The organism is Bosea sp. Tri-49 (genome assembly GCF_003952665.1).
Taxonomy (GTDB): Bacteria; Pseudomonadota; Alphaproteobacteria; order Rhizobiales; family Beijerinckiaceae; genus Allobosea.
Window position 1 is genome coordinate 175,553 of the sequence record NZ_CP017946.1, and the last position, 21,123, is coordinate 196,675.

Below are 21,123 nucleotides of genomic sequence, written 5' to 3' on the forward strand. Positions count from 1 at the left end.
CATTTTTGCCGATGGCGTGAGCGTTACCGGACCGGTGCGTTCCACGCTCGCGGCAAAGCCGTTGCGCGCCTGACCGCCCGGATGCTAGGCGTGCTGCGGGCCGGTAGCTCAATGGTTAGAGCTCGCTGCTCATAACAGCGCCGGTGCCGGTTCGAGTCCGGCCCGGCCCACCATTCAAATTGCTAAGCATCTGATATCCCTCTGTCTTTTGAGATCATTCCCGCACCGGATTTCAAGGTGCGGGAATAGGATGTTCTAATCCTGTCCCGGTAGGAGCTTCGAAGCGGCGTGCTTCGCCAGTCGTTCGCGATTGGCTTTCCGGGTGTAGAGCGACGCCATCCGGCCTCCGCGCCACCCGAAAATGGCCTCCAGCTCGCTTTCTGAAGCGCCTTGTTCGGCCGCCCTGGTGGCACCCGCCTTGCGCAGGCCGTGGGCGCTACCCTTGACGTTGGTTTTTCGGCAAACGTCGCCGAACCAGTTGCCGAAGCTCTCCTTCGTAAAGCCTCGACCGTGTTCGCCGATGATGTAAGTCAGGTCGCCAGTGGGCGCGGCCGCAATTGAATCCTTGAGTGGCTGGAGCACCGGAATGACGACGGTCTCGCCGGTCTTCTCGGTCTTGATCGTGATGATGCCGTTGCGCACATGCTGCCGCCCGAGCTGGCAGGCGTCGCCGCGGCGCAGGCCGGTGTACAACAGGATATCGTAGGCCAGACGCTCGCGCGTTCCGGTGGCCCACTTCTCCTCAAATGCGTCGCACTCGGCTTGCGTCCAAGCGTGATGGCCATCCGTGCGCGGTCGCGGGGACTTCACGCCCTGCGTCGGGTCGGCAGAGACGTAATCCCCTGGCGGATGATGGTCAGTTCGCACAGCACGGACTATCGCGCCCGCTCGCTGCACAGCACGGATCTTAAGAACTGGACGTGGGATGTAGCCCCCGCAGAGGGGACGTTGCCGCTAGGCCCGCTCGGGAGTTTCGACGACAAAGCCACGGCCTATCCAGCCTGCGTCCGCGTCGGCAATACCTACCACTGCTACTACACGGGCAATGGATATGGGCACGTCAATTTTGGGCCGACCGGCATCGGCTATTGTACCGCTTCGGCGGTCTAAGAAGGCTCGCATCTGCATACAATATTTTTAACCTGGAACCAGCATGCCTACTGGTCATCGCGTGGTTGCAACGTATAAAGCGGGTTGTGCAACCGAGGGGCAGTAATGCGGCGGGGTCACATCCCGGAATTGGATGGCGTGCGTGGTCTCGCCTGCCTTCTGGTCATCTTTCTGCACGTCGTTATTGCGCCGCTTCCGCTGTCACCGGGGAGCTGGTTTGATCTCGCCCGGTTTCGCATCCAGCCCTTTCTCATCGGGGGCGTCGACCTGTTCTTCATCCTGTCCGGATTCCTGATTGCCGGAATTCTGATGGATAGCCGCTCATCGCCGAATTATTTCCGCTCGTTTTGGCTCGCGCGAGCATCGCGGATTTTCCCGGTTTATTACCTGATGATCGCATTCTCGCTCGTCATGAACTGGGTCAACGCGAACTATCCTTCGGTAACGGCTCATCTCGTGGGCCATGCGACGTTGTCGATCTGGTATTATGTTGCATTTGTGCAGAACTTTGCTCTGGCGCTCTTGCCGGGCGGACGAGCTTCCCTAGGGGTTACCTGGTCTCTGGCTATCGAAGAGCAGTTCTACTTGGTACTGCCGTTCCTGGTGCTACTGTTTCGGCGCCGGGCGCTCGTGGCTCTGGCGATTGGTATCATTCTCGCGACGCCTGTCATTCGGGCGTGGGTGGTTCAGAGCGTCAATTGGAACGCAGGCTATATCATCACTGTTTGCCGTCTCGACGCTTTGATGATGGGCTTTCTGGTTGCGTGCATTGTGCGGCACGATCGATCTCTGGATTTGGCGAGGCGAGCGCAGTGGTCGCTGAACTGGCTCGCAGTCTTCCTTATCGTGCTGCAGCTCGCCGATTTTTGGGGTGCGGTTGGCCAAATTTTGGAGCGTTCCGGTAATTCGACGGTCGCGCTGGTCCTTATCTGCGCTCAGTACCCTCTGATAAATCTCGCGATGGCGTGCTTGCTGCTGAACGTCTTCACGCGCGAGGCGGGGCCGTTGCGCTGGGTGTTCAAGACAAAAATACTCATGACGGCCGGCTTAGTCTCGTACGGCGCCTACATGTACCATCAGGTCGTCAACAATGCGCTTTGGGGCTTGCTCTATGGCACGGGGCCTTCTTTCAAGGGCTGGCATCATATCTACATGCCGGTCTTAGTGCTGATGATCACCGCCGTGATCTCGTGGCTTTCCCTACGCTATTTCGAGATGCCTGTGCGCCGCTGGGCCAAGGAGCGCCGCGCGATTGACCGCGCATCGATAGGAACCATGGCAGCAGAGCGGGGCTAACTCCTCGCAAGCGCTTTTCCATCAAGTCGATAAGCCGCCTCCGGGCGGCTTTTTCTTTGCCCGGAGGCCCTATGAGGCTGCTGTTCTGGCTCTCGCTGGCCCTGATCGTGGGGCCGGGCGCTAAACCCGCATGGGCGCATAGCTGGTACCCGGCTTCCTGTTGCTCTGGGGTCGACTGCGCGCCAGTCAGCCCGAGCGCCGTCCGAGAGAGCGCCGGGGGATATGTCGTCACCGTCGCTCCCGGCTCGCACCCAATGTGGCGCAACGACCGTCCCGCGCCCCTAGTCGTCCGCATCTCCCGCAGGCCGAGCGAAGCCTTGGCCGACGACGTGCCACTGTGCGCCGTCTGCGACGACGTCCGGTACGCCAATGAGGCGACGGCAGTCCGTGCGCTCGGTGGTCGAGCGGTGATGCTGCTGCGGCGCGGTGCGGGCTCGAAGAGTGGCTTCGGCTACCAGGGAGTATTTTGACGCCGCTCGTCAGAGTAGACGAGCCTTGAACCTGCCTGCGGGATGATATGCGGTTTTACCAGCATTATTCGCCAGCCGGCACTGGCTTGTGGGTCAGCCAATTTGTTATAGCAAACACATCACCAAGGCGGCACTTGCCGACAGGATGGCTATATTTTGAGCAATGCATTCTCGGATGGCAACCCGGTTCAGGAGCTGATCGTATTCCTGGCGGTGGTTATGCTGGGCATCTGCTTTATAAATTTGTTGCGCCGAAGTGGTGCGCCTGACGCGCGCTCGCTGATGGCTCTTGCCAGCTTTCTGCGAAGAAAGCGGGCGTTCCCAGAGCATGATTTTACTTCAGATTTTGCGATGGTGGATCTCGCGCGAATCGCCGTCGGCCTCTTAGCGACGATCCGGTATGGCGAAATCTTCATCAGCGGCTGGATGGTTGGGAGTGCTTCAACCGCGGCGCTGGCCGGCGTGATGGTGCTGATGGCGCTATGCGTGCTGTTCGGTTTCATGACGCCGCTTGCAGTCTTCCTGCTCATGTCGACGTCAAACATTCTCGTCGATAACCTCCTCGGTGCATCCACGCTCGGCACGATGGTCATGTCGATCGTCCTGCTCCTGCTCCTGCTCGCACCGGCTGGCCGGCGTATATCGGCGGATAGCTTACTCGTCGCGCGGCACGGATTACTCGCCAGGACTGTCTTATTGCAATGGCGGATTACAGGCGATCCAAGCAGTGACCGCCTCGTCATTGCAAAAATTGCCGCGATTTTTGCGTATTACTGCGTGTGCATTTATTCGGTCACGTGGCACCTTCAAGACGAGGCTTGGCTTTCAGGCATGGTCATTGCCCGGGTCATGCTCTCGCCCGTATCAAACCCGGAACTTAACGAACAAGTATGGCGCCTGTATCAATTCAGCCCGTGGCTCGTCGTGAGCCTAAGCCGAATTTCAATCTATGGCATGTTTGCGTGGTATATCTTGGTCTTGCCTGGATTATTGATGGGTAAGGTGGTCCGTGCATTCGTGATCTGGTGGGGGCTTGCCTTTTTCCTGATCAGTACATTCGTTCTGCCACTTAGATTCTTAGGGTGGTATGAACTTGTTTTCTGGTTTGTGCTCTTCTTCCCTGCCCAATGGCTTGTCGGACGCAAACCGCTTTCGCTCGCTATTCTGTTTGATGATCGATGCAATCTTTGCGATCGCACGGTGCGCTTTCTTGCGTTGATCGATATTTTTGGGCAATGCGAATTTCGTCCCATCAGGCGCAATACGTCCTTTGCGGCTGAACACGGCGTGACTCTCGCCGAGGGTTTGACCGACCTTGTCGGTATCGATCTTCATAGCGGCCGCCGCTACGACGGGTACGAACTTTATCTCAGGCTGGTTCGGCGCCTGCCGCTGTTATGGCCGGCCCTGATCCCGCTCGAGCTTGGTCGGCGGCTGTGGATCGGTCCGTGGCTCTATCGCCTTGTTGCTGATCGCCGCATTGCCATGTTTGGCATTTGCACCACATCGGCAATTCCTGACCGTTTCACCGCTGCTCGCCAGTCAGTTTCGACAGCCGATCAAACTCGAACCTGGCCCGTTATGATATCGAGCCTGCTGGTGGCATTGGCGGCGCTATCGCTAGCTTTCCTCGTGCGGCTTCCGGTAGCCGGTTCCGACGACAATCCGAGCTTCTTGTCGCGCCTTTCTCGGACGGTGATAGGTTCGGCTCCATTGGGGTTCGGTGTTGGGAAGATTAATGTTTTCAACGAAAGCGATTTGCGCCTGTTTAGGACGAGCATATCGTTTCAATTCACTGATCGGAATCATCGAATTATCGATGTACCTGAAACTTTGACCTCGGTCGAAAGCTTCACTGACAGAGAGGGGTATCAGCTCGTTGCGTATCTGAGGGCGATGTCGAGGGCAAATATTGGCTGCGATTCGAAGTATCTTTCTAGATTGGGTGAAATATATAGCGAATCTACGTTCGCTCGTGCGGTTAATTTTCACGCAGAACTTGCGGTTATTTCATTTATTCTGAATCCATGGCCTAGCAATGATGACCTTCTTAACTATCGATCGGTGTCTTCCGTTAAAAAATTGCTGTGCCGAAGCGTGTTCGAGTTGCCGACGGGTAATCTGGTATCTCTCGAATTCGATCAGGCGGGTGTCAACAAGGCACTAAAGAGGGCCAATCTGCCTCGTGTCTTTTCCGCTTCCGGAATGTCGCTGGCGTTGTCCTATCCGTGCCGGGCTGATGCCGCCTGGATCAATACGGTGGTCGAGACGGATCGGCGCTTCGTTAGAAATCGGGCGCTGGTGGCTGCGGCGCTTGAGCTCATACCGGAACGCTATGGCGAGTTCGAACTCGCCTGTGCTGCGCGCGTCTATGCCGTGGTGGAACGCGAGCCGCGCCTTGCTGACCCAACCGTATTACGTGGCAACCCTGCGAGCTGCACAGCTGGTCTTGCACTCCTGCGGGAGTTCCAAAGCATCGATGCTGGACTGGGCAGTCTTAAGCCCGAGATCGATGCAACTCTCGCCGCAGCGGAGGGAGCAGAGGCCGCAGGGAATTGGGCAACCTGCGTTGCAGCTGCCGCCACCGGACGCGCACGTTTGTGGGCCGCGATGCTGACCACACAATCATCGACGGGCAGTCTGTCACCTCTCGAAATGGCTCAGGCAGATTTGGACGAAGCATTAAAGAGGGCCGATCTGCCTCGTGTCTTTTCCGCCTCCGGGATGTCGTTGGCGTCAACCTATCCGTGCCGGGCTGATGCCGCCTGGATCAACACAGTGGTCGAGACGGATCAGCGTTTCGTTACAAATCAGGCGCTGGTGGCTGCGGCGCTTGATCTCATACCGGAACGCCATGGGGAATTCGAGCTCGCTTGCGCTGCTCGCATCTATGCCGTGGTCGAGCGCGAGCCGCGGCTTACTGATCCAGCTGTACTGATTGGCAACCCTGCGAGCTGCAGAGCTGGCCTTGCACTCTTGCGGGAGTTCCAAAGCATCGATGCTGGATTAGGCAAGCTTAAGCCCGAGCTCGACGCAAACCTCACCGCAGCGGAGGGCGCCGAGGCCGCGGGAAATTGGTCGATATGCGTTGCAGCTACTGCCACCGGACGCGCGCGCTTGTGGGCAGCGATGCTGACCACGCATTCGAAGTGAACTCCGTTCTTCGGTCGATCTCTCTCGATGCTCGCCGGCACGCTGTCGGATCGCCCCGTGGGCTCGAAAAGTGAGAAAGAGGCCGGCAATGCGGGCGAGGTGACGCACCGTTTCAGGTTCGCACCTTGGCGGATCATGAGCTATCTCGTTTTTTCGGACGAGGAGCAGGCTTTCGTGTTCGAGAGCTATCTGAATCCGCCTCTGGCTGCGCCTTTGCGAAGAAGCGCCTGTAGCCTTCGGGCTAAACCTTGGCGAGTCGAAGGTAAAATCGCGACTCTTTGCTCTAGCCCATGACGATATCATTATATTCCGGATGCCGGCTGACCCAGCCGGCCATGAAGGAGCAGCGCGGCACGACCTTGCGGCCCGACGCCCGGATCTGCTCGAAGACGCCCTTGGCCAGCCGCGAGCCTACCCCCTGGCCTGAGAGCGCTTGGGGAACCTCGGTGTGGGTGAGCACGACGCGGTCACCGTCGAGCCGGTAATAGGCGAGGGCGAGCTCGTCGCCGACAGCGAGTTCGAAACGGTTCTGGTCGGGCTGGTCGACGACGCCGGTATCCATGGCAGTTCCTCTCATAGTTTGCCGCATCCAGACGATTCAGATGCAGGCCGGGCAGCAATGTGGAGGGGGCCCCGGCTCGGGGCAAGCGAGCCTTCATTGGCCCCCGGCAGCGCAAAAAAAAAGCGGCCGGAGTTCTCCGGCCGCTGTCTTCAATCCCGTGCGGGCTGTCCGCCTTACTTGAACGCGATCACCACGCCGTCGGCGCCGATCGTGGCCTGCAGGCCCTGGCGGCGCGTGTCGAGGCTGAGGGTCACGCCCTTGTCGTTTTTGAGCCAGACACGGCCCTGGCCAGCGCGGCCGACCGCCCAGCCTTCCTTGAGCTGGACGTAGGGGCCGGCGAGGTCGTTGCGCTCGGTCAGGCCGTAGACGCGCCCGCTGGCGACGACGCGCGCTGCGCCGATGCCGCCGATGCCGAGTCCGCCGACCGAGATCGGATAGGAGCGGCCGCGATAGGTGAAGGTGCCACCGCCGAGCTCGCCGGAGGCGATGAAGGCGACGGAGATCTGTTCGATCTTGACCGTGCCGGTCTGCGGGCCGAGCGTGCGCGGCTGGGCCATGGCGGAGCCGGTGACGAGGGCAAGCGCAGCAGCGCCGGCGAAGAGGGACTTGATGGCGGGCACGGTCAGTACTCCTTGGTGATGCAACGGAGTCTACAACTGCCGGGAAGTCCGGCAGTTCCGTGTGCCCGCCTCGCAAGGCTTACCGGAAGGGCGGGCTGTACTGGATGCCGCCCCTGCTCCAGAGCTCGTTGGGGCCGCGTGCCAGCTGCAGGCGCGAGCTCTTGCCGAGATGGCGCTCGAAGCTCTCGCCGTAATTGCCGACGGCGGAGATGATGCGCACGACCCAGTCGTTGCTGACGCCCATTGCCTCGCCCATCTTGCCGTCGAGGCCGAGGAAGCGCTTCACCTCCGGGTTCGAGGATTTCAGCATCTCCTGGACATTGGCCTTGGTGATGCCGAGCTCCTCGGCGTTGATCAGGGCGAGCACGGTCCAGCGCACCAGGTTGAACCAGGTCTCGTCGCCGGTGCGGACCCAGGGGCCGAGCGGCTCCTTCGAGACGACCTCAGGCAGGATGACGTGATCGTCGAGGTCCTGCAGCTTCATCCTGACGGCCGAGAGGGCCGAGATGTCGGTGGTGTAGGCGTCGCAGCGGCCGGACTCGTAGGCCTTGAGCGCCTCCTCGGAGGTGCCGAAGGCGGCGGCCTCGTATTTCATGCCGAGCTTGCGGAAGTAGTCGGCGAGGTTGAGCTCGCTGGTCGTGCCCTGGGCGACGCAGACCGAGGCGCCGCCGAGCTGCGCGGCGGAGGAGACGCCGAGCTTCTTCGAGACCATGAAGCCCTGGCCGTCATAGTAGTTGACGGTGGTGAAGGTGACACCCTGGCCGGCATTGCGCGACAGCGTCCAGGTCGTGGTGCGCGGCAGGACGTCGATCTCGCCGGCCTGTAGGGCGATCAGCCGGTCCTTGGAGGTCAGCGAGACGAAGCCGGCCTTCTCGGTGTCGTTGAAGATCACCGCTGCGAGCGCCCGGCAGATGTCGATGTCGAAGCCCTGCCAGCGACCGTTGGCATCCTGGGTCGAGAAACCGGCGACGCCGGGGCTGGTGCCGCAGATGATCTTGCCGCGGTCGCGGATCATCTTGATCGTGTTGGCGTCGGCAGGCGTCGCGAAGCCGGCGGCGAGCGCCAGCACGGCGGTCAGGCGAAGCAAAATCCGTTTCATCGTCGATCCCCTGTTGTTGTTTTTAGGCAAAGCTCTCCCGCCGCGGCGGAGACGTGCCCCCGCCGCGTTCGTCATCTTCAGTCTTTCGGCCTCAGGCGACCTTGGCGGCCGCCGGCTGTTCCAGCGCGATCAGCAGCGCATCGAGATCGTTCCAGAGGTCGTCCGGGTCCTCGAGGCCGATGCTGATGCGCAGCGCCGGTCCCGGATGGGGCCAGGGGATGACGGTGCGTTCGCCATCCGGCGCCAGCGGTGCGACCAGGCTGCGCGTGCCGCCCCAGGAGGCGCCGATGGCGAAGACCTCGAGCGCCGAGAGTGCCGCCTCGAATAGAGCGTGCGGCACCGGTTTCAGCACGATGCTGAACACCCCGGACGAGCGGCCCATGTCGCGCTTCCAGAATTCATGGCCAGGGCAGGAGGGCAGGGCCGGATGCAGCACCGTCTCGACCGCGGGCGAGCGGGTGAGGCGCCGGGCGAAATCCTCGGAGACCTTGCCCATATGGGCGAGGCGCAGCGCCAGGGTTTCCAGGCCGCGCAGAGCGAGCTGGCATTCGTCGGGCGAGACGCCGACGCCGAAGCCGCGCAGCGTCTCCTTCAGCTTCTCGCGCAGGCCGAGATCGGCGACGGTGACCGAGCCGAGCAGTAGGTCGGAATGGCCGCCGACATACTTGGTCAGTGCCTCGCAGGCAAAGTCGGCGCCATGAGCCAACGGCTTGAAGATCAGCGGCGTCGCCCAGGTGTTGTCGCAGCCGACGAGCACACCCTTGGCCTTGGCCGCCTTGACGATGGCCGGCACATCCTGGACCTCCATCGTGTTGGAGCCCGGCGACTCGACCCAGACCAGCTTCACCGTCTCGTCGATGAGATCGGCGATGCCGGCGCCGATCAGCGGGTCGTAGACGGCGTAGTCGATGCCGCGCGGCTTCAGGTACTCCTCACAGAAGCTGCGCACCGGCTGGTAGACCTGATCGGGGATCAGCACCTTGTCGCCCGGCAGCAGCACCGAGAGCAGGACGATGGTGACCGCGGCCTGGCCGGAGGGGACGAGCACCGTGCGCACACCGTCATGCAGCGCGGTCAGTTGTGCTTCCAGCGTGCGCGTCGTCGGAGTGCCATGCAGGCCGTAAGTATAGCCGTCGAAGCCGCGATGCCTGCGGGCGAAGAAGCTCGCCGCATCCGGGTAGACGATGGTCGAGGCGCGGTGGGTCGGCACCGTCAGACTGGCATAGCCCTCCTCGTTGACGGCCGGATGGTGAACGCTGCGGGTGGTGTCGTGCATGGGGGCTCCTTTGAAGGGCATGTTCCCTCCACGGCGCCCTGCCGGCTATCAGCGAAAACTCATGGCTCGATGCCTGGGCGTTATGAGCAGGGTGTTTGCGACAAGATCACGCCGTCATTCCGGGGCGGCGCGTCAGCGCCGGGCCCGGAACCCATGAACACGATAATGCCGAACGAAATGCCGTCATTGCGAGCGTAAGCGAAGCAATCCAGAAGCGGCAGAGCTCCACATCCCCCTGGATTGCTTCGTCGCTACGCTCCTCGCAATGACGATGAGCGTCGTGGTCATGGGTTCCGGGCTCAGCCGTGCGGTCTGCCCCGGAATGACGTGGAAGCTTCCGGCTAGCGCACTTCCATCAGGCAATCGATGAAGTCTCGCACCAGCTGCGATTTCGGCCGATCGAGCGGCAGGATCAGCAGGCTGCGGCTCTGCACCTCCGGCTCGAACGGGCGCAGCACCAGCCGGGACGGATCGGCGCCGGCGACCGCATAGGGGCTGACCAGGCCGATGCCGACGCCTTCGGCGACGAGGGCGCAGACGGTCGCGGCATAGATGGTCTCGACGACGATGCGTGGCTTGACGCCGGCCTCGTCGAAGATGCGGTCGAGCCTCTGGCGGGCGCGGTCTTCCGGGACATAGGCGATGAACGGGACGCCATCGAGGTCGGCCGGGCTGATCACCTCCTTCTCCGCCAGCGGGTGGCCGAGCGGCATGGCGCAGAGCGCGCGCGGCTGGACGAAAGGCTGGTGGAGGACGCCGGATGTGTCGATCTCGTCGGCGGCGAGGCCGATGTCGAAGGCGCCGGAGGCGACGCCGTCGCGGACATCGCGCGAGGGCAGGACCATCAGCGTCACCGCGATGTCCGGGCGCCTGTCGCGGAAGCGGCGCACCGCCCTTGGCACCAGCGAGGAGCCGAGCGCCGAGAGCGAGCCGATGCGCAGTTGCCCGGCGCCGTGGTCGCGGATGCGGGCGGCGGTGGCGCGCAGCGTGTCCATGCCGAGGAAGGAGGCCTGGACCTGGGCGTAGAACAGCTTGCCCTCGGGCGTCGCGACGATGCGGTTGCGGATGCGGTCGAACAGCATGAAGCCGAGCGTGCGTTCGAGCTCGGCGATGGCGCGGCTGACGCCGGGCTGGGTGACACCGAGCAGCTCGGCGGCGCGCGAGATCGTGCCGGCCTTCATCACCGCGGCGAAGGTTTCGAGCTGTCGGCTGTTCAAGCGGTGCGTGCCCCAGGCTGTCCTGCGACGGGCAGCCTAGTCGTGGTGCCGGGCGGAGGAAACCGCTCGAGCACGGGCCCGGGACGCGATTTTGCGGAAGGGCCGCCCTTAACCGCGGGTTTACCCTGTTTCCGTAGGGTCGCCGGGCAGAACTCCAAGATGAAAGCGCAGCGTCAATGCACGCACAGGCTCTTAAGCTGCCTGATCCTGCCAATGAGGATGCGTCGAGCGCAGGGGCTGCGGCTCAGGCCGTGCGCGAGATCGCCGAGCGTTTCGGCAAGCTCAGCGCCGAGATCACCGATATGTCCGGTCGTATCGGTGACGTCAATGCCGAGCTCGACCGGCAGACCGACGGGTTGCACCGCGTCGTCGCCTCGGTCGACCAGGTCTCGCGCTCCAATCAGGCGATCCAGCATTCTGCCGAGGCCGCCCAGGAAGCGGCGTCCGTGGTCAAGAGCGGGCTGGAACGCGTCACAGGCGCCGTCCGGCAGGGGCTCAATGCGGCGCAGAGCGACATCGCCGCACTGTCCGATGGCGCGCAGTCGATCTCGCAGGCGCTGGGCGAGGCGGTGAGCCGGGCGCACAAGGTCCGCGAGGCCAGCGAAGCGATCCAGACGATCACGCGCGAAATCCAGCTGCTGTCGATCAATGCCGGCGTCGAGGCCGCGCGCAGTGGCGTCGCCGGCCGTGGCTTTGCCGTCATCGCCGCGGCGGTGAAGCAGCTCGCCGAGCAGACCCGCGACGCCACCTCGGCGAGCGCCAAGCAGCTCGACGCGCTGGTCGCGACCGTCGACCAGTTGGCCAAGCAGAGCGAGGCGAATGCACAGGCGGCGCGGCGCGCCAGCGAGGAGAGTCAGGGCATCTCGCAGCAGATCGGCGAGCTCGACCATTTCGGCCGCTCGGTGGTCGGCCTGATCGGCGAGATCGACTCGATTTCAAATCCTGCGCGCGAGAATGCCATCGCCTTCGCCCAGGTCGGCGATGAGCTGAGGGACCTCGTTGCCGGCGTCGACCAGTCCGGCCGCAACCTCGAGGTCGCGGCGCGGCGAGGGGCGTCGCTGGTCTCGACCAGCGAGGCGATCCTCGGCGCGATCGCGGGCTCCGGCGTGCGCACGCCGCAATCCGACATGATCGAGATCGCCGTCGAGGCGGCAGCGACGATGTCGGACCTGTTCGAGCAGGTCGTCGCGAAGGGCGAGGTCGGCCTGGCCGAGCTGTTCGACGAGGCCTACCGGCCGGTCCCGGGCAGCGATCCCCAGCAGTTCATGAGCCGCTTCACAGCGCTGACCGATCGGCTGCTACCGCCGGTGCAGGAGAGACTGCTGACGGTGAACAAGCGCATCGTCTTCTGCGCAGCGATCGACCGCAATGGCTACCTGCCGACGCATAACCGCAAATATTCGCAGCCGCAGGGATCGGACCCGGTCTGGAACAACGCCAATTGCCGCAACCGTCGGATCTTCAACGATCGCACCGGGCTCGCTGCGGCGCGCAACCAGAAACCGTTCCTGCTCCAGACCTACCGGCGCGACATGGGCGGCGGCAATTTCCTGGTGATGGAAGACCTATCGGCGCCGATCTTCGTCCGGGGCCGCCACTGGGGCGGGGTCCGGTTCGGGCTCAGTGTCTGAGAGGCGGTAGGGGAACCGGAGCGGTCGTCTCCAGTGTCGTGTTGAGTACGCGTTTCGAGTTGCTGACATGCATATCGCGCCATCCTTCCCCAATCTCTCGGTGCTGCTGATCGATCCCAGCCCGCACTATCGGCGGATCATCCGCACCATGCTCTATCAGGCACAGCTGCAACGCGTTTTCGAGGCGGCCGACCTCTCCACCGCCGCGACGACCTTCATCCAGAAGCAACCCAACATCGTGATGCTGGATTGGGACCTGCCCGATGGCGACAGTCTGAAATGCCTAGCCTCGATCCGCTCGTTCAAGACCTCGCCCTTCGCCAAGGCGCCGGTGCTGGTGATGATGGAGAAGCCCGACCGGCGCTCGGTGGTGCAAGCCGCCAAGCTCGGCGCGCACGAGATCATCGTGAAGCCGATCTCGCCCAATAATCTCTGGCTGCACTTGTCCGGCATCATCAACGTGCCGCGCAAATACAAGGAAGCGAACGGCGCCATCACGCTGGTGCCGCGCGCAATCAGCAACAGCCTGTTCTGAAGCAGGAATTGTTGCCCCGGAATGGTCACAATCCTTGCCGCGGCAGCGCCAGCTTAGTGAAATTTTTACTAATCGTGCAGATTCTGCCTAGTCACCAATCACAGGGCGCGCCGCCGTGGTCATCACCGTCTCCCTTCCGCCTTTCCTCGGTCGATCAGAGGCTGCTGCGTTCCGCAATCAGCTCCTCGTCGCGCTGGAGCAGAAGGAAAGCATCGCAGTGGAATGCGCCGAGGCCGGCCCGTTCCCGAGCCTGTGGATCCAGCTGATGCATGCGGCGGCGACCAGCGCCAAGGCGCGCGGGCTCAGCGTCACGCTCAAGGCGGTGTCCGAAGAATGCCGCCAGTCCTTTCAGGCGATCGGGTTCGACCCGGCGCAAAGCGCTCTCGTTTTGGAGTGATCCCGCGATGAAGATTCTCGCGATCGACGATACCAAGACCCTGCTCAGCCTGCTCAGCATGACGCTGCGCAATGCCGGCCATGAGGTCGCCGAGGCGGAGAACGGCGAGGAAGGGCTGGTGCGTTTCGACCAGTTCAAGCCCGACCTCGTCATCACCGATCTCAATATGCCGATCATGGACGGCATCGAGTTCACCCGCGCCTGCCGCGCACGGGCTGCGGGCCAGAACACGCCGATCATCGTGCTGACCACCGAGAACGGTGCCGAGATCAAGGCGGAAGGCCGCCGTGCCGGCGCCAGCGCCTGGATGGTCAAGCCGTTCGAACCCAACACCCTGCTCGGCCTCGTCGCGCGCTACCAGAACTGAGGCGGTCTATGGATCCGTTGGCGGAACTCAAGCAGACCTTTTTCCAGGAGTGCGAGGAACTCCTCGGCGCGCTGGAGCAGAAGCTCCAGTTGCTCGATGAAGGCTCGAGCGATCCCGAGGACGTCAACGCCGCCTTCCGCGCCATCCACTCGATCAAGGGTGGCGCAGGCGCTTTCGGCTGCACCGACCTTGTCGGCTTCGCGCATGTCTTCGAGGCTGCGCTCGACCATCTGCGTTCGGGCCGCGTCGCGCTCGGGGATGCACCATTCGCCCTGTTCCTGCGCTGCTCGGATGCGGTCTCCGATCTCGTCAACGCTGCGCGCAATGACGAGGTCGCGCCGGTGCGCCCCGATTTGCTCGCAGCGCTCGAGCAGGTCGGGCAGGCCAAGGCGGCGCCGTCGGCCGCTCCGGCCGCGCTCGTGGCGGATGCACCGCCCGGCATTGCCGCGCTCGGCAACCTCCTCGCCCTGGTCGATTCCAAGATGGGCGCGCCGGCACCGGCCGCGCCCGCCAAGGACGATGGCTGGGACGACGAGCCCGTCGCCGCTGCGCCGGTCCGCCGGCTCGGCCATGACGTCAGAATCAAGATCACGCCGGAAGCCGACCTGTTCCGCCGGGTGATCGAGCCGCGCGTGGCGATCGGCATCCTGCCGGCCGAGGAGATCGTCTCGGTCGCCTGTGATCTCAGCCACGTCCCCCCGCTCGAGGCCCTCGACGTCACCGATTGCCATATGCGCTTCGAGGTGATGATGCGGACCGCATTGTCGGCCGAGGAGATCGTCTCGAAATTCGACTTCACCCTCGCCAATGAGGAGTTCGAGGTCGAGGTCCTGGCGGATGCCGAGATCGAGACCGCCCCCGCGGCTCCGGCCGAGGTGCCGCAAAGCGTCGCTGCCGACCTGTCGGCGATCCTTGCCCGGCTCGGGCCGAGCGCCGATGCCGCGCCGGAGCCCGACATCCAGCCCGTCGCTGCCGTGGTTCCGGTCGCGGCTGCCGCAGCGGCCGCAGCCCCAGCGGCGCCGCGCGCGCCAGTGCGACCCGCCGCCAACGATGCCGTCGCCGCCCGCCAGCGCCAGGCTGTCAGCGTCCGCGTCGATCTCGACCGCATCGACCGGCTGATGAACCTGGTCGGCGAGATCGTCATCACCCAGTCCATGCTGGTCGAGTGCGTGCGCTCGCTGCCCTACGATGTCTATGCCAAGACCGCCGAGGGCATCCTGACCCTGTCGCGCCAGACGCGCGAATTGCAGGACCATGTCATGGCCGTGCGCGCCCAGCCGGTGAAGGCGGTGTTCCAGCGCATGCCGCGCCTGGTGCGCGAGCTCGCCCAGACGCTCGGCAAGGAAGTGAAGCTCGTCCTCGAGGGCGAGAACACCGAAGTCGACAAGACCATCATCGAGGAACTGGCCGATCCGCTGACCCACATGATCCGTAACTCGATGGATCACGGGGTCGAGACGCCTGACGAACGCATCGCCGCCGGCAAGCATCCGGAAGGCACGATCAGGCTGATCGCCGAGCACCGCGCCGGTCGCATCGTCATCTCGGTCACCGATGACGGGCGTGGCATTGGTCGCGACAGGCTGCTGGCCAAGGCGAAATCCCGCGGACTCGTCGGTGCCGACGAGAAGCTCGCGCCGGAGGAGATCGATCAGCTGATCTTCGCCGCCGGCCTGTCGACGGCCGACGCGGTCAGCGACATCTCCGGCCGCGGCGTCGGCATGGACGTGGTGCGCCGCAACGTCGAATCGCTCGGCGGCCGCATCAGCGTCGATTCGGAACCCGGCCGCGGCTGCAAGTTCACCCTCGCTCTGCCGCTGACCCTCGCCGTGCTCGAAGGCATGGTGATCCGCTGTGGCGACGACCGCTACGTCATCCCGATCGCCAGCGTGATCGAGACCCAGCACCTCGCCAACACGCCGATCGAGCACCTGACCTTCGGTCAGGAAGTGCTGCGCTGGCGCGGCGAGATCACGCCGCTCCACCGCTTGGGTGCCGTGATGGGCTCGGCCGGCACGCGCGACGAGAACATCATCATCATCGCGGAGACCGAGCGCGGCGGAAATGTCGGCATCGCCGTCGACGAGATCGTCGGCCAGCAGCAGGTCGTCGTGAAGAGCCTTGAATCGAACTACGGCACGGTCAACGGCGCCTCCGCCGCGACCATTCTGGGCGACGGCCTCGTCGCGCTCATTCTCGATGTCGACTCGATGTTGCGCTTGGCCGCATCGGGCGTCCGCCAACCCGTTCCCGAACTCAAACTGGCTGGATGAACCATGTCCCTGCAGCTCAGCGAAAAGCACTTCACCTCGGCGCAGCCTGAGTCCGCGGCGCGCCGGATCGTCACCTTCCGGGTCGGCGACCGTACCTTCGGCATCGATGTCGGCATGGTCCGCGAGATCAAGGGCTGGCAGGCGACGACGCCGCTGCCGCATGCGGCTCCGCATGTGCGTGGCGTGCTCAACCTGCGCGGCGTCATCCTCGCGGTCTACGATCTGCGCACCGCGATCGGGCTTGGCACGACGGACGCCACCGCGACCCATGTCATCGTCGTCGTCGATGTCGAGGACAAGACCGCGGGCCTCCTGGTCGACTCGGTCTCGGACATCGTCGACGTGCCGGTCAGCGCGGTCCGTCCGGCGCCGGATCTGGAGCGTGACGAGCACGGGCTGATCGAAGGCCTCGTCCTGCTCGACACCGAGATCGTCGCCCTGCTCGACCTTGCAGCGGTGATCCGTGACGGCGGTGACAACCAGGACAAGCAACTGCGCGTCGCCTGAGCATCCGATGGCCCCAGGCAGCGCCCAGCCGGTAGGCCAGAGATCAGTCCGATCGCCTGAGAGACAAACGAGCCGATGAGCCAACTGGGCGTCCTCTCGAAACTATCGGTCAAGCTGCCGGCGCTCTTCGCCGGCGGCGCCGCTGTTTCAGGCGGGCTCGTCGCATTCGCGGTTCAGCAGAGCGCAGCCGCAAAGCTCGGCGCCCTTGGCCTGTCCAGCCAGCAGGCTGAGGTCGCGCTGTCGGCGCTCACCAGTACGGCCTTGCCCTTCGGCGCTGCCGGCCTCGCCATCGCCGCCGGCCTCGGCTGGCTGACGGCCCGCTCGCTGACGCGGCCGGTGACGGCGCTGCGCGAAGGCATGGAGAAACTCTCGGAAGGCACAGCCGAGGCCATGCCCGAGCTTACCCGCCGCGACGAGATCGGCGATCTGTCGCGGGCGCTGCGCCAGGTCCAGGAGAGTTCCCTCGAGGCAGGGCGTATCCGCACTGCGCTCGACGGCTGCCGCACCTGCATCATGGTCTGCGATGCGCAGGACCGTGTCGTCTACGTCAACAAGTCGCTGCTGAGCTTCTTCAGCGGGGCGCAGGAGGATTTCCGCGCGGCGTTCCCGGGCGTCTCGGCCAAGGACATGCTCGGCAAGGTGCTGGAGCTGTTCGCCGGCCCCCAGGGCGTTCCAGAAGCCCGCACGATGCGCGTGCCGCTCGGCCGGCGCATGGTCGCGCTGACGCTGACCATCATGACGCAGCCTGGCGGCCAGAGGCTCGGTTCGACGATCGAATGGCGCGAGCTGACCGAGGAATTGCGTGCTGCCGACGAGGTCGCGGCAGTGGTCGCCGCGGCGGCCGGGGGCGATTTCTCCCGGCGCGTGCCGCTTGCCGGCAAGCCGGAGGCGCTGCAGCGCATCGCTGAAGGCATCAACGAGATCAATACGATCGTCGAGGCTGCCACAAACGAATTCGCGACGGTCCTATCTGGGCTCAACGAGGGCGACCTGACCGGACGCGTCGATGGTGCCTATGACGGGCGCCTTGGCGAGCTGAAGGCCGGACTCAACCAGACGCTCGCGCGGCTGACCCAGACGGTCTCGGGCATCCAGGTGGCAACGGCACAGGTCGCCGCGACGGCCGGGGAGATCAGGGCCGGCGCGGAAGACCTTGCTGGCCGCACCGAGCAGTCAGCTGCCGGGCTGGAAGAGACGTCGGCGACAACCGGCCAGCTCGCGACCTCGATCGGACAGAGCGCCAGCCGCTCGCGCGCCGCGACCGCGCTTGTTGGCGAAGCGATGGCGGTTGCCGGCAGCGGTCAGGACGCCGTGGCCGAGACGATCGGTGCGATCGGGCGGATGGAGCAGTCCTCGGCGCGGATTGCCGAGATCGTCTCCGTGATCGACGGCATCGCCTTCCAGACCAATCTGCTGGCGCTCAATGCGGCCGTCGAAGCGGCCCGCGCCGGCGATGCCGGCAAGGGTTTCGCCGTGGTCGCGAGCGAGGTGCGCACGCTGGCGCAGCGCTCGGCCACCGCTGCCAAGGACATCAAGGGCGTCATCGCCAATTCCAACGCTGAGGTCGCCGAGGGCGTGCGCCTGGTGCGCCGGACCGGCGAGACGCTCGGCCGCATCGTCACGGCGGTGGAGCAGGTCTCCGCCACGATCTCGGAGATTTCGCAGGCAAGCGCCGAGCAGGCGACCGACATCGCAGCGATGAGCCGATCCGTCGCGGCGATGGACGAGGCGACCCAGCAGAATGCGGCGCTGGCCGAGCAGAGCGCCGGCTCGGCCGCGAGCCTCGCCGAGCAGACACAGGCGCTGCGTGAGCTCGCCGGTTTCTTCCAGCTGGGCAGGGCGCCGATGCAAGCGCGGCCGGCTTCGGTCGAGCCGAACTGGCAGCGCCCGGCCGCCGCGAACACGCCGGCCGAGCCGCGACGCCTGCCCGTCCGCCAGGACATCCATTCCGCCGAAGCCCGCCCTGTCATTCCGCGCCGCCGCGTCGCCGGCGGACGGAAGGACGAGTGGGCCGAGTTCTAGTTCGTATCGCCAAGGCCGAAGCATGCTTGCGCCTCAACCTGCCCAGTCAGACACCACGCTCAGTCGGGACGACATGGCCCTTGTGGCCAAGCTCGTCTACGAGCACGCGGGCATCGTCATCCGCGAGCACAAGGAGGCGATGGCGCGCGGGCGGCTGGCGCGGCGCGTCAAAGTACTGGGCCTCGGCTCGATCGCGGAATACTGCGCCTATCTGCGCACGGCGTCGGCAGCGGATGAAATTCCGGAGCTGATCAACGCGGTCACCACCAACCACACCGCCTTCTTCCGCGAGCGCCACCATTTCGACCACCTGCGCAAGGACGTGCTGCCGCGCCTGATCCAGGAGCGGTCTGGCCGGCGCGGTCGCATCCGGATCTGGTCGGCGGCCTGCTCGTCGGGCGAGGAGCCCTACAGCGCTGCGGCAATCTCGCGCGACGTGATCGGCAACCGCAGCGATCTCGATTTCAAGATCCTGGCGACCGACATCGACACCGACATCCTCGACCGGGCCGCCGCTGGGCAATACCCCACCGATCAGTTCGACAGGCTGCCGGCGGACTTACGCCCGCTGCTCAAGCTGGAAGGCCAGAACGGGCGCGGCGAAGCGCGTATCGCCGAAGAACTCAAGCGGCTGATCGCGTTCAAGCGGCTGAACCTGATCGAGAATTGGCCGATGAAGGGCCCGTTCGACGTCATCTTCTGCCGCAACGTCTTCATCTATTTCGACACGCCGACCAAGGCCGCGATCCTCGACCGCTATGTCGCGCTGCTGCAGCCCGGCGGATTTCTCTATCTCGGCCATTCTGAATCACTGCCCCAGCCGCATCCACAACTGCGGCTGATCGGCCGGACGATCTACGAGCGCACGCCATGAGCCTGAACCGATCCTCACGGCGCTATTTCGATCCGCGCTTCGACGCCACCATCATCACCGTCGCGCCGGGCGAGCACGAGATCACCGCGGCGAAGGACGAGATCGTCGCCACGGTGCTCGGCTCCTGCGTCTCGGTCTGCATGCGCGACCCGCAGATCGGCGTCGGCGGCCTCAACCATTTCCTGCTGCCCAAGAACAATGGCGGCACCGACACCAGCGCCGGCGAGCGTTACGGCGACACCGCCATGGAAGTGCTGATCAACGGCCTGTTGAAGCGCGGCGCCAGGCGTGGCCAGCTCGAGGCCAAGGTCTTCGGCGGGGCGCGCGTGCTCTCCGGCGCGACCATGCTGGCGATCGGCGAGGGCAATATCATCTTCGTCAACGAGTTCCTCGCCCGCGAGGGCATCCCGGTCGTATCCAGGGATGTCGGCGGCACGCGCTCGCGCCGGATCCACTACCAGCCCGCAACCGGACGCGCCTGGGTCCAGCATGTCCAGCAGGCGGCGCGCGATCCCGAACGCGAGCAGGAAATGGCCTATCTCAACCGCCTCAAGACCCAGCCTGTTGCCGGTGAAGTGGAGATCTGGTGATGAGCGTGCTGACCTCCGGTGGCCCGGTCAAAGTCCTCGTCGTCGACGATTCCGTGCTGATGCAGAAGTTGATGACGCAGATCGTCAACTCGACACCCGGTTTCCAGGTGATCGGCGTCGCCGGCAGCGCCGAGGAAGGCTGGGACGCGATCCAGGAATTGCGGCCCGACATCCTGACGCTCGATATGGAGCTGCCCGGCCGTCATGGGCTCAAGCTGCTGGCCCGGGTGCTGAAACAGGATCCGCTGCCGGTGCTGATCGTCTCGGCCTTTGGCGGGCCGGGTGCCGACAACACCATCCAGGCACTGGAGCTCGGCGCGATCGACTTCATCGAAAAGCCGGATGGGGCGACCCATACGCTCGAAGGCTTCATGAAGCATGTCGCGGCGGCGCTGCAACGTGCCTCGGCCAGCCGGCGCCTGATGGCGGCTGCGAAGGAAATGGTCACGCAGCAGCGGCCCCAGAGCGCTCCGGCCCGGCCCGTTGCGGTGCATATGCCTGCCAACCACGGCAAGGTCTCGCTGATCGCGATCGGCGCCTCGACCGGCGGCGTGCCGGCAGTGCAGACCGTGATGCGCGATGCTGCGCATCTGCGCCTGCCGATCGCGGTGGTCCAGCACATGCCGGCCGGCTACACGGCCAAGTTCGCGGCCCGGCTTTCGGCTGCGACCGGGCTCGACGTGCGCGAGGCGGCCGATGGCGATCGCCTGCGGCCGGGCATGGCGGTGGTCGCGCCGGGCGGCACGAAGCATCTCGAGATCGAGGAGCGGCGCGGCGAACTCGTCTGTGTCGTCAAGGAGGGGCCGCTGGTCAGCGGGCACTGCCCTTCGGTCGACGTGATGTTCCATTCGGTCGCCCGCTCGCTCGGCAGCCACGCGATCGGCGTCCTGCTCACCGGCATGGGCCGCGACGGCGCTGACGGTTTGTTAGCTATGCGCAAAGCCGGTGCTGCGACGTTAATCCAAAGTGGCGAGACCTGTGTGGTAAACGGGATGCCGAAAGCCGCGTTCGAGTTGGGCGCCGCTGATCGGGTCGTACCGCTCGACCAGATCGGAGGCGCCATCGCGGGACTGCTGGGCGAGCGCCCGCAGCAGCGCACCGCATAGATCATCGCGCGTCCGAAC

Annotated in this window: 19 protein-coding genes and 1 tRNA gene; 14 read left to right on the forward strand and 6 right to left on the reverse strand. The window is 64.6% G+C overall.

What is annotated here, in order from left to right; all coding sequences use genetic code 11:
- Window positions 1-97 precede the first annotated feature (97 nt).
- Window positions 98-173, forward strand: a tRNA-Ile gene (locus tag BLM15_RS00915).
- Between the two features lie 82 nt (window positions 174-255).
- Here BLM15_RS00915 and BLM15_RS00920 read toward each other — a convergent pair.
- A complete protein-coding gene (locus BLM15_RS00920; protein ID WP_236846477.1) occupies window positions 256-693 on the reverse strand; it encodes a tyrosine-type recombinase/integrase in 438 nt (145 codons plus the stop codon).
- 555 nt (window positions 694-1,248) lie between these two features.
- Between BLM15_RS00920 and BLM15_RS00925 the strand changes: the two genes are divergently transcribed.
- The 3 genes from BLM15_RS00925 to BLM15_RS00930 all read left to right on the forward strand — a co-directional run bounded on the left by BLM15_RS00925 (window position 1,249) and on the right by BLM15_RS00930 (window position 6,029).
- A complete protein-coding gene (locus tag BLM15_RS00925) occupies window positions 1,249-2,406 on the forward strand; it encodes an acyltransferase family protein (protein WP_164547349.1) in 1,158 nt (385 codons plus the stop codon).
- Between the two features lie 317 nt (window positions 2,407-2,723).
- Entirely contained in the window at window positions 2,724-2,876 is a 153-nt protein-coding gene (locus BLM15_RS31565; RefSeq protein WP_206438589.1) for a hypothetical protein, read from the forward strand.
- A gap of 156 nt (window positions 2,877-3,032) precedes the next feature.
- Window positions 3,033-6,029: a thiol-disulfide oxidoreductase DCC family protein gene (locus tag BLM15_RS00930; protein WP_126109504.1), complete on the forward strand. Its 2,997-nt coding sequence runs from the start codon at window positions 3,033-3,035 to the stop codon at window positions 6,027-6,029.
- 283 nt (window positions 6,030-6,312) lie between these two features.
- On the opposite strand, the gene BLM15_RS00935 is transcribed toward BLM15_RS00930, so the two are convergent.
- The 5 genes from BLM15_RS00935 to BLM15_RS00955 form a co-directional block, all read right to left on the reverse strand.
- On the reverse strand, window positions 6,313-6,591 hold the full coding sequence (locus tag BLM15_RS00935) for a GNAT family N-acetyltransferase (RefSeq protein WP_126109506.1): 279 nt from the start codon (window positions 6,589-6,591) through the stop codon (window positions 6,313-6,315).
- A gap of 173 nt (window positions 6,592-6,764) precedes the next feature.
- Window positions 6,765-7,211 carry a hypothetical protein gene (locus tag BLM15_RS00940; protein ID WP_126109507.1) on the reverse strand — a complete coding sequence of 149 codons (447 nt, stop codon included), beginning with the start codon at window positions 7,209-7,211 and terminating at the stop codon, window positions 6,765-6,767.
- Between the two features lie 79 nt (window positions 7,212-7,290).
- Entirely contained in the window at window positions 7,291-8,310 is a 1,020-nt protein-coding gene (locus BLM15_RS00945; RefSeq protein ID WP_126109509.1) for an amino acid ABC transporter substrate-binding protein, read from the reverse strand.
- A gap of 91 nt (window positions 8,311-8,401) precedes the next feature.
- Complete coding sequence (metC, locus tag BLM15_RS00950) at window positions 8,402-9,586, reverse strand: cystathionine beta-lyase (protein WP_126109511.1); 1,185 nt, start codon at window positions 9,584-9,586, stop codon at window positions 8,402-8,404.
- Between the two features lie 341 nt (window positions 9,587-9,927).
- A complete protein-coding gene (locus BLM15_RS00955) occupies window positions 9,928-10,803 on the reverse strand; it encodes a LysR substrate-binding domain-containing protein (RefSeq protein ID WP_126109513.1) in 876 nt (291 codons plus the stop codon).
- Between the two features lie 251 nt (window positions 10,804-11,054).
- Here BLM15_RS00955 and BLM15_RS00960 point away from each other — a divergent pair, with 251 nt between their 5' ends.
- From BLM15_RS00960 to cheB, 10 genes are all read left to right on the forward strand, one after another.
- Window positions 11,055-12,434 (forward strand): methyl-accepting chemotaxis protein, encoded by a 1,380-nt coding sequence (locus BLM15_RS00960; protein ID WP_164547350.1) that lies wholly within the window; start codon window positions 11,055-11,057, stop codon window positions 12,432-12,434.
- Between the two features lie 67 nt (window positions 12,435-12,501).
- Complete coding sequence (locus BLM15_RS00965) at window positions 12,502-12,969, forward strand: response regulator (protein ID WP_110488886.1); 468 nt, start codon at window positions 12,502-12,504, stop codon at window positions 12,967-12,969.
- A gap of 115 nt (window positions 12,970-13,084) precedes the next feature.
- Window positions 13,085-13,366 carry an STAS domain-containing protein gene (locus tag BLM15_RS00970; protein WP_129159451.1) on the forward strand — a complete coding sequence of 94 codons (282 nt, stop codon included), beginning with the start codon at window positions 13,085-13,087 and terminating at the stop codon, window positions 13,364-13,366.
- A 7-nt stretch (window positions 13,367-13,373) separates the two neighbouring features.
- A complete protein-coding gene (locus BLM15_RS00975; RefSeq protein WP_126109519.1) occupies window positions 13,374-13,733 on the forward strand; it encodes a response regulator in 360 nt (119 codons plus the stop codon).
- An 8-nt stretch (window positions 13,734-13,741) separates the two neighbouring features.
- Window positions 13,742-16,006, forward strand: a complete 2,265-nt coding sequence (locus BLM15_RS00980; RefSeq protein ID WP_126109521.1) for a chemotaxis protein CheA — start codon at window positions 13,742-13,744, stop codon at window positions 16,004-16,006.
- A 3-nt stretch (window positions 16,007-16,009) separates the two neighbouring features.
- Complete coding sequence (locus BLM15_RS00985; protein ID WP_110488890.1) at window positions 16,010-16,513, forward strand: chemotaxis protein CheW; 504 nt, start codon at window positions 16,010-16,012, stop codon at window positions 16,511-16,513.
- Between the two features lie 75 nt (window positions 16,514-16,588).
- Window positions 16,589-18,535 carry a methyl-accepting chemotaxis protein gene (locus BLM15_RS00990; protein ID WP_126109523.1) on the forward strand — a complete coding sequence of 649 codons (1,947 nt, stop codon included), beginning with the start codon at window positions 16,589-16,591 and terminating at the stop codon, window positions 18,533-18,535.
- Window positions 18,536-18,608: 73 nt separating this feature from the next.
- A complete protein-coding gene (locus BLM15_RS00995) occupies window positions 18,609-19,409 on the forward strand; it encodes a CheR family methyltransferase (protein ID WP_126109525.1) in 801 nt (266 codons plus the stop codon).
- The gene (locus BLM15_RS01000; RefSeq protein WP_126109526.1) at window positions 19,406-19,999 is read left to right on the forward strand and encodes a chemoreceptor glutamine deamidase CheD; all 594 of its coding nucleotides are present in this window, start codon (window positions 19,406-19,408) and stop codon (window positions 19,997-19,999) included. Before BLM15_RS00995 ends, BLM15_RS01000 begins: the two co-directional genes overlap by 4 nt.
- On the forward strand, window positions 19,999-21,105 hold the full coding sequence (gene cheB / locus BLM15_RS01005) for a chemotaxis-specific protein-glutamate methyltransferase CheB (protein ID WP_126109528.1): 1,107 nt from the start codon (window positions 19,999-20,001) through the stop codon (window positions 21,103-21,105). Before BLM15_RS01000 ends, cheB begins: the two co-directional genes overlap by 1 nt.
- Window positions 21,106-21,123 lie beyond the last annotated feature (18 nt).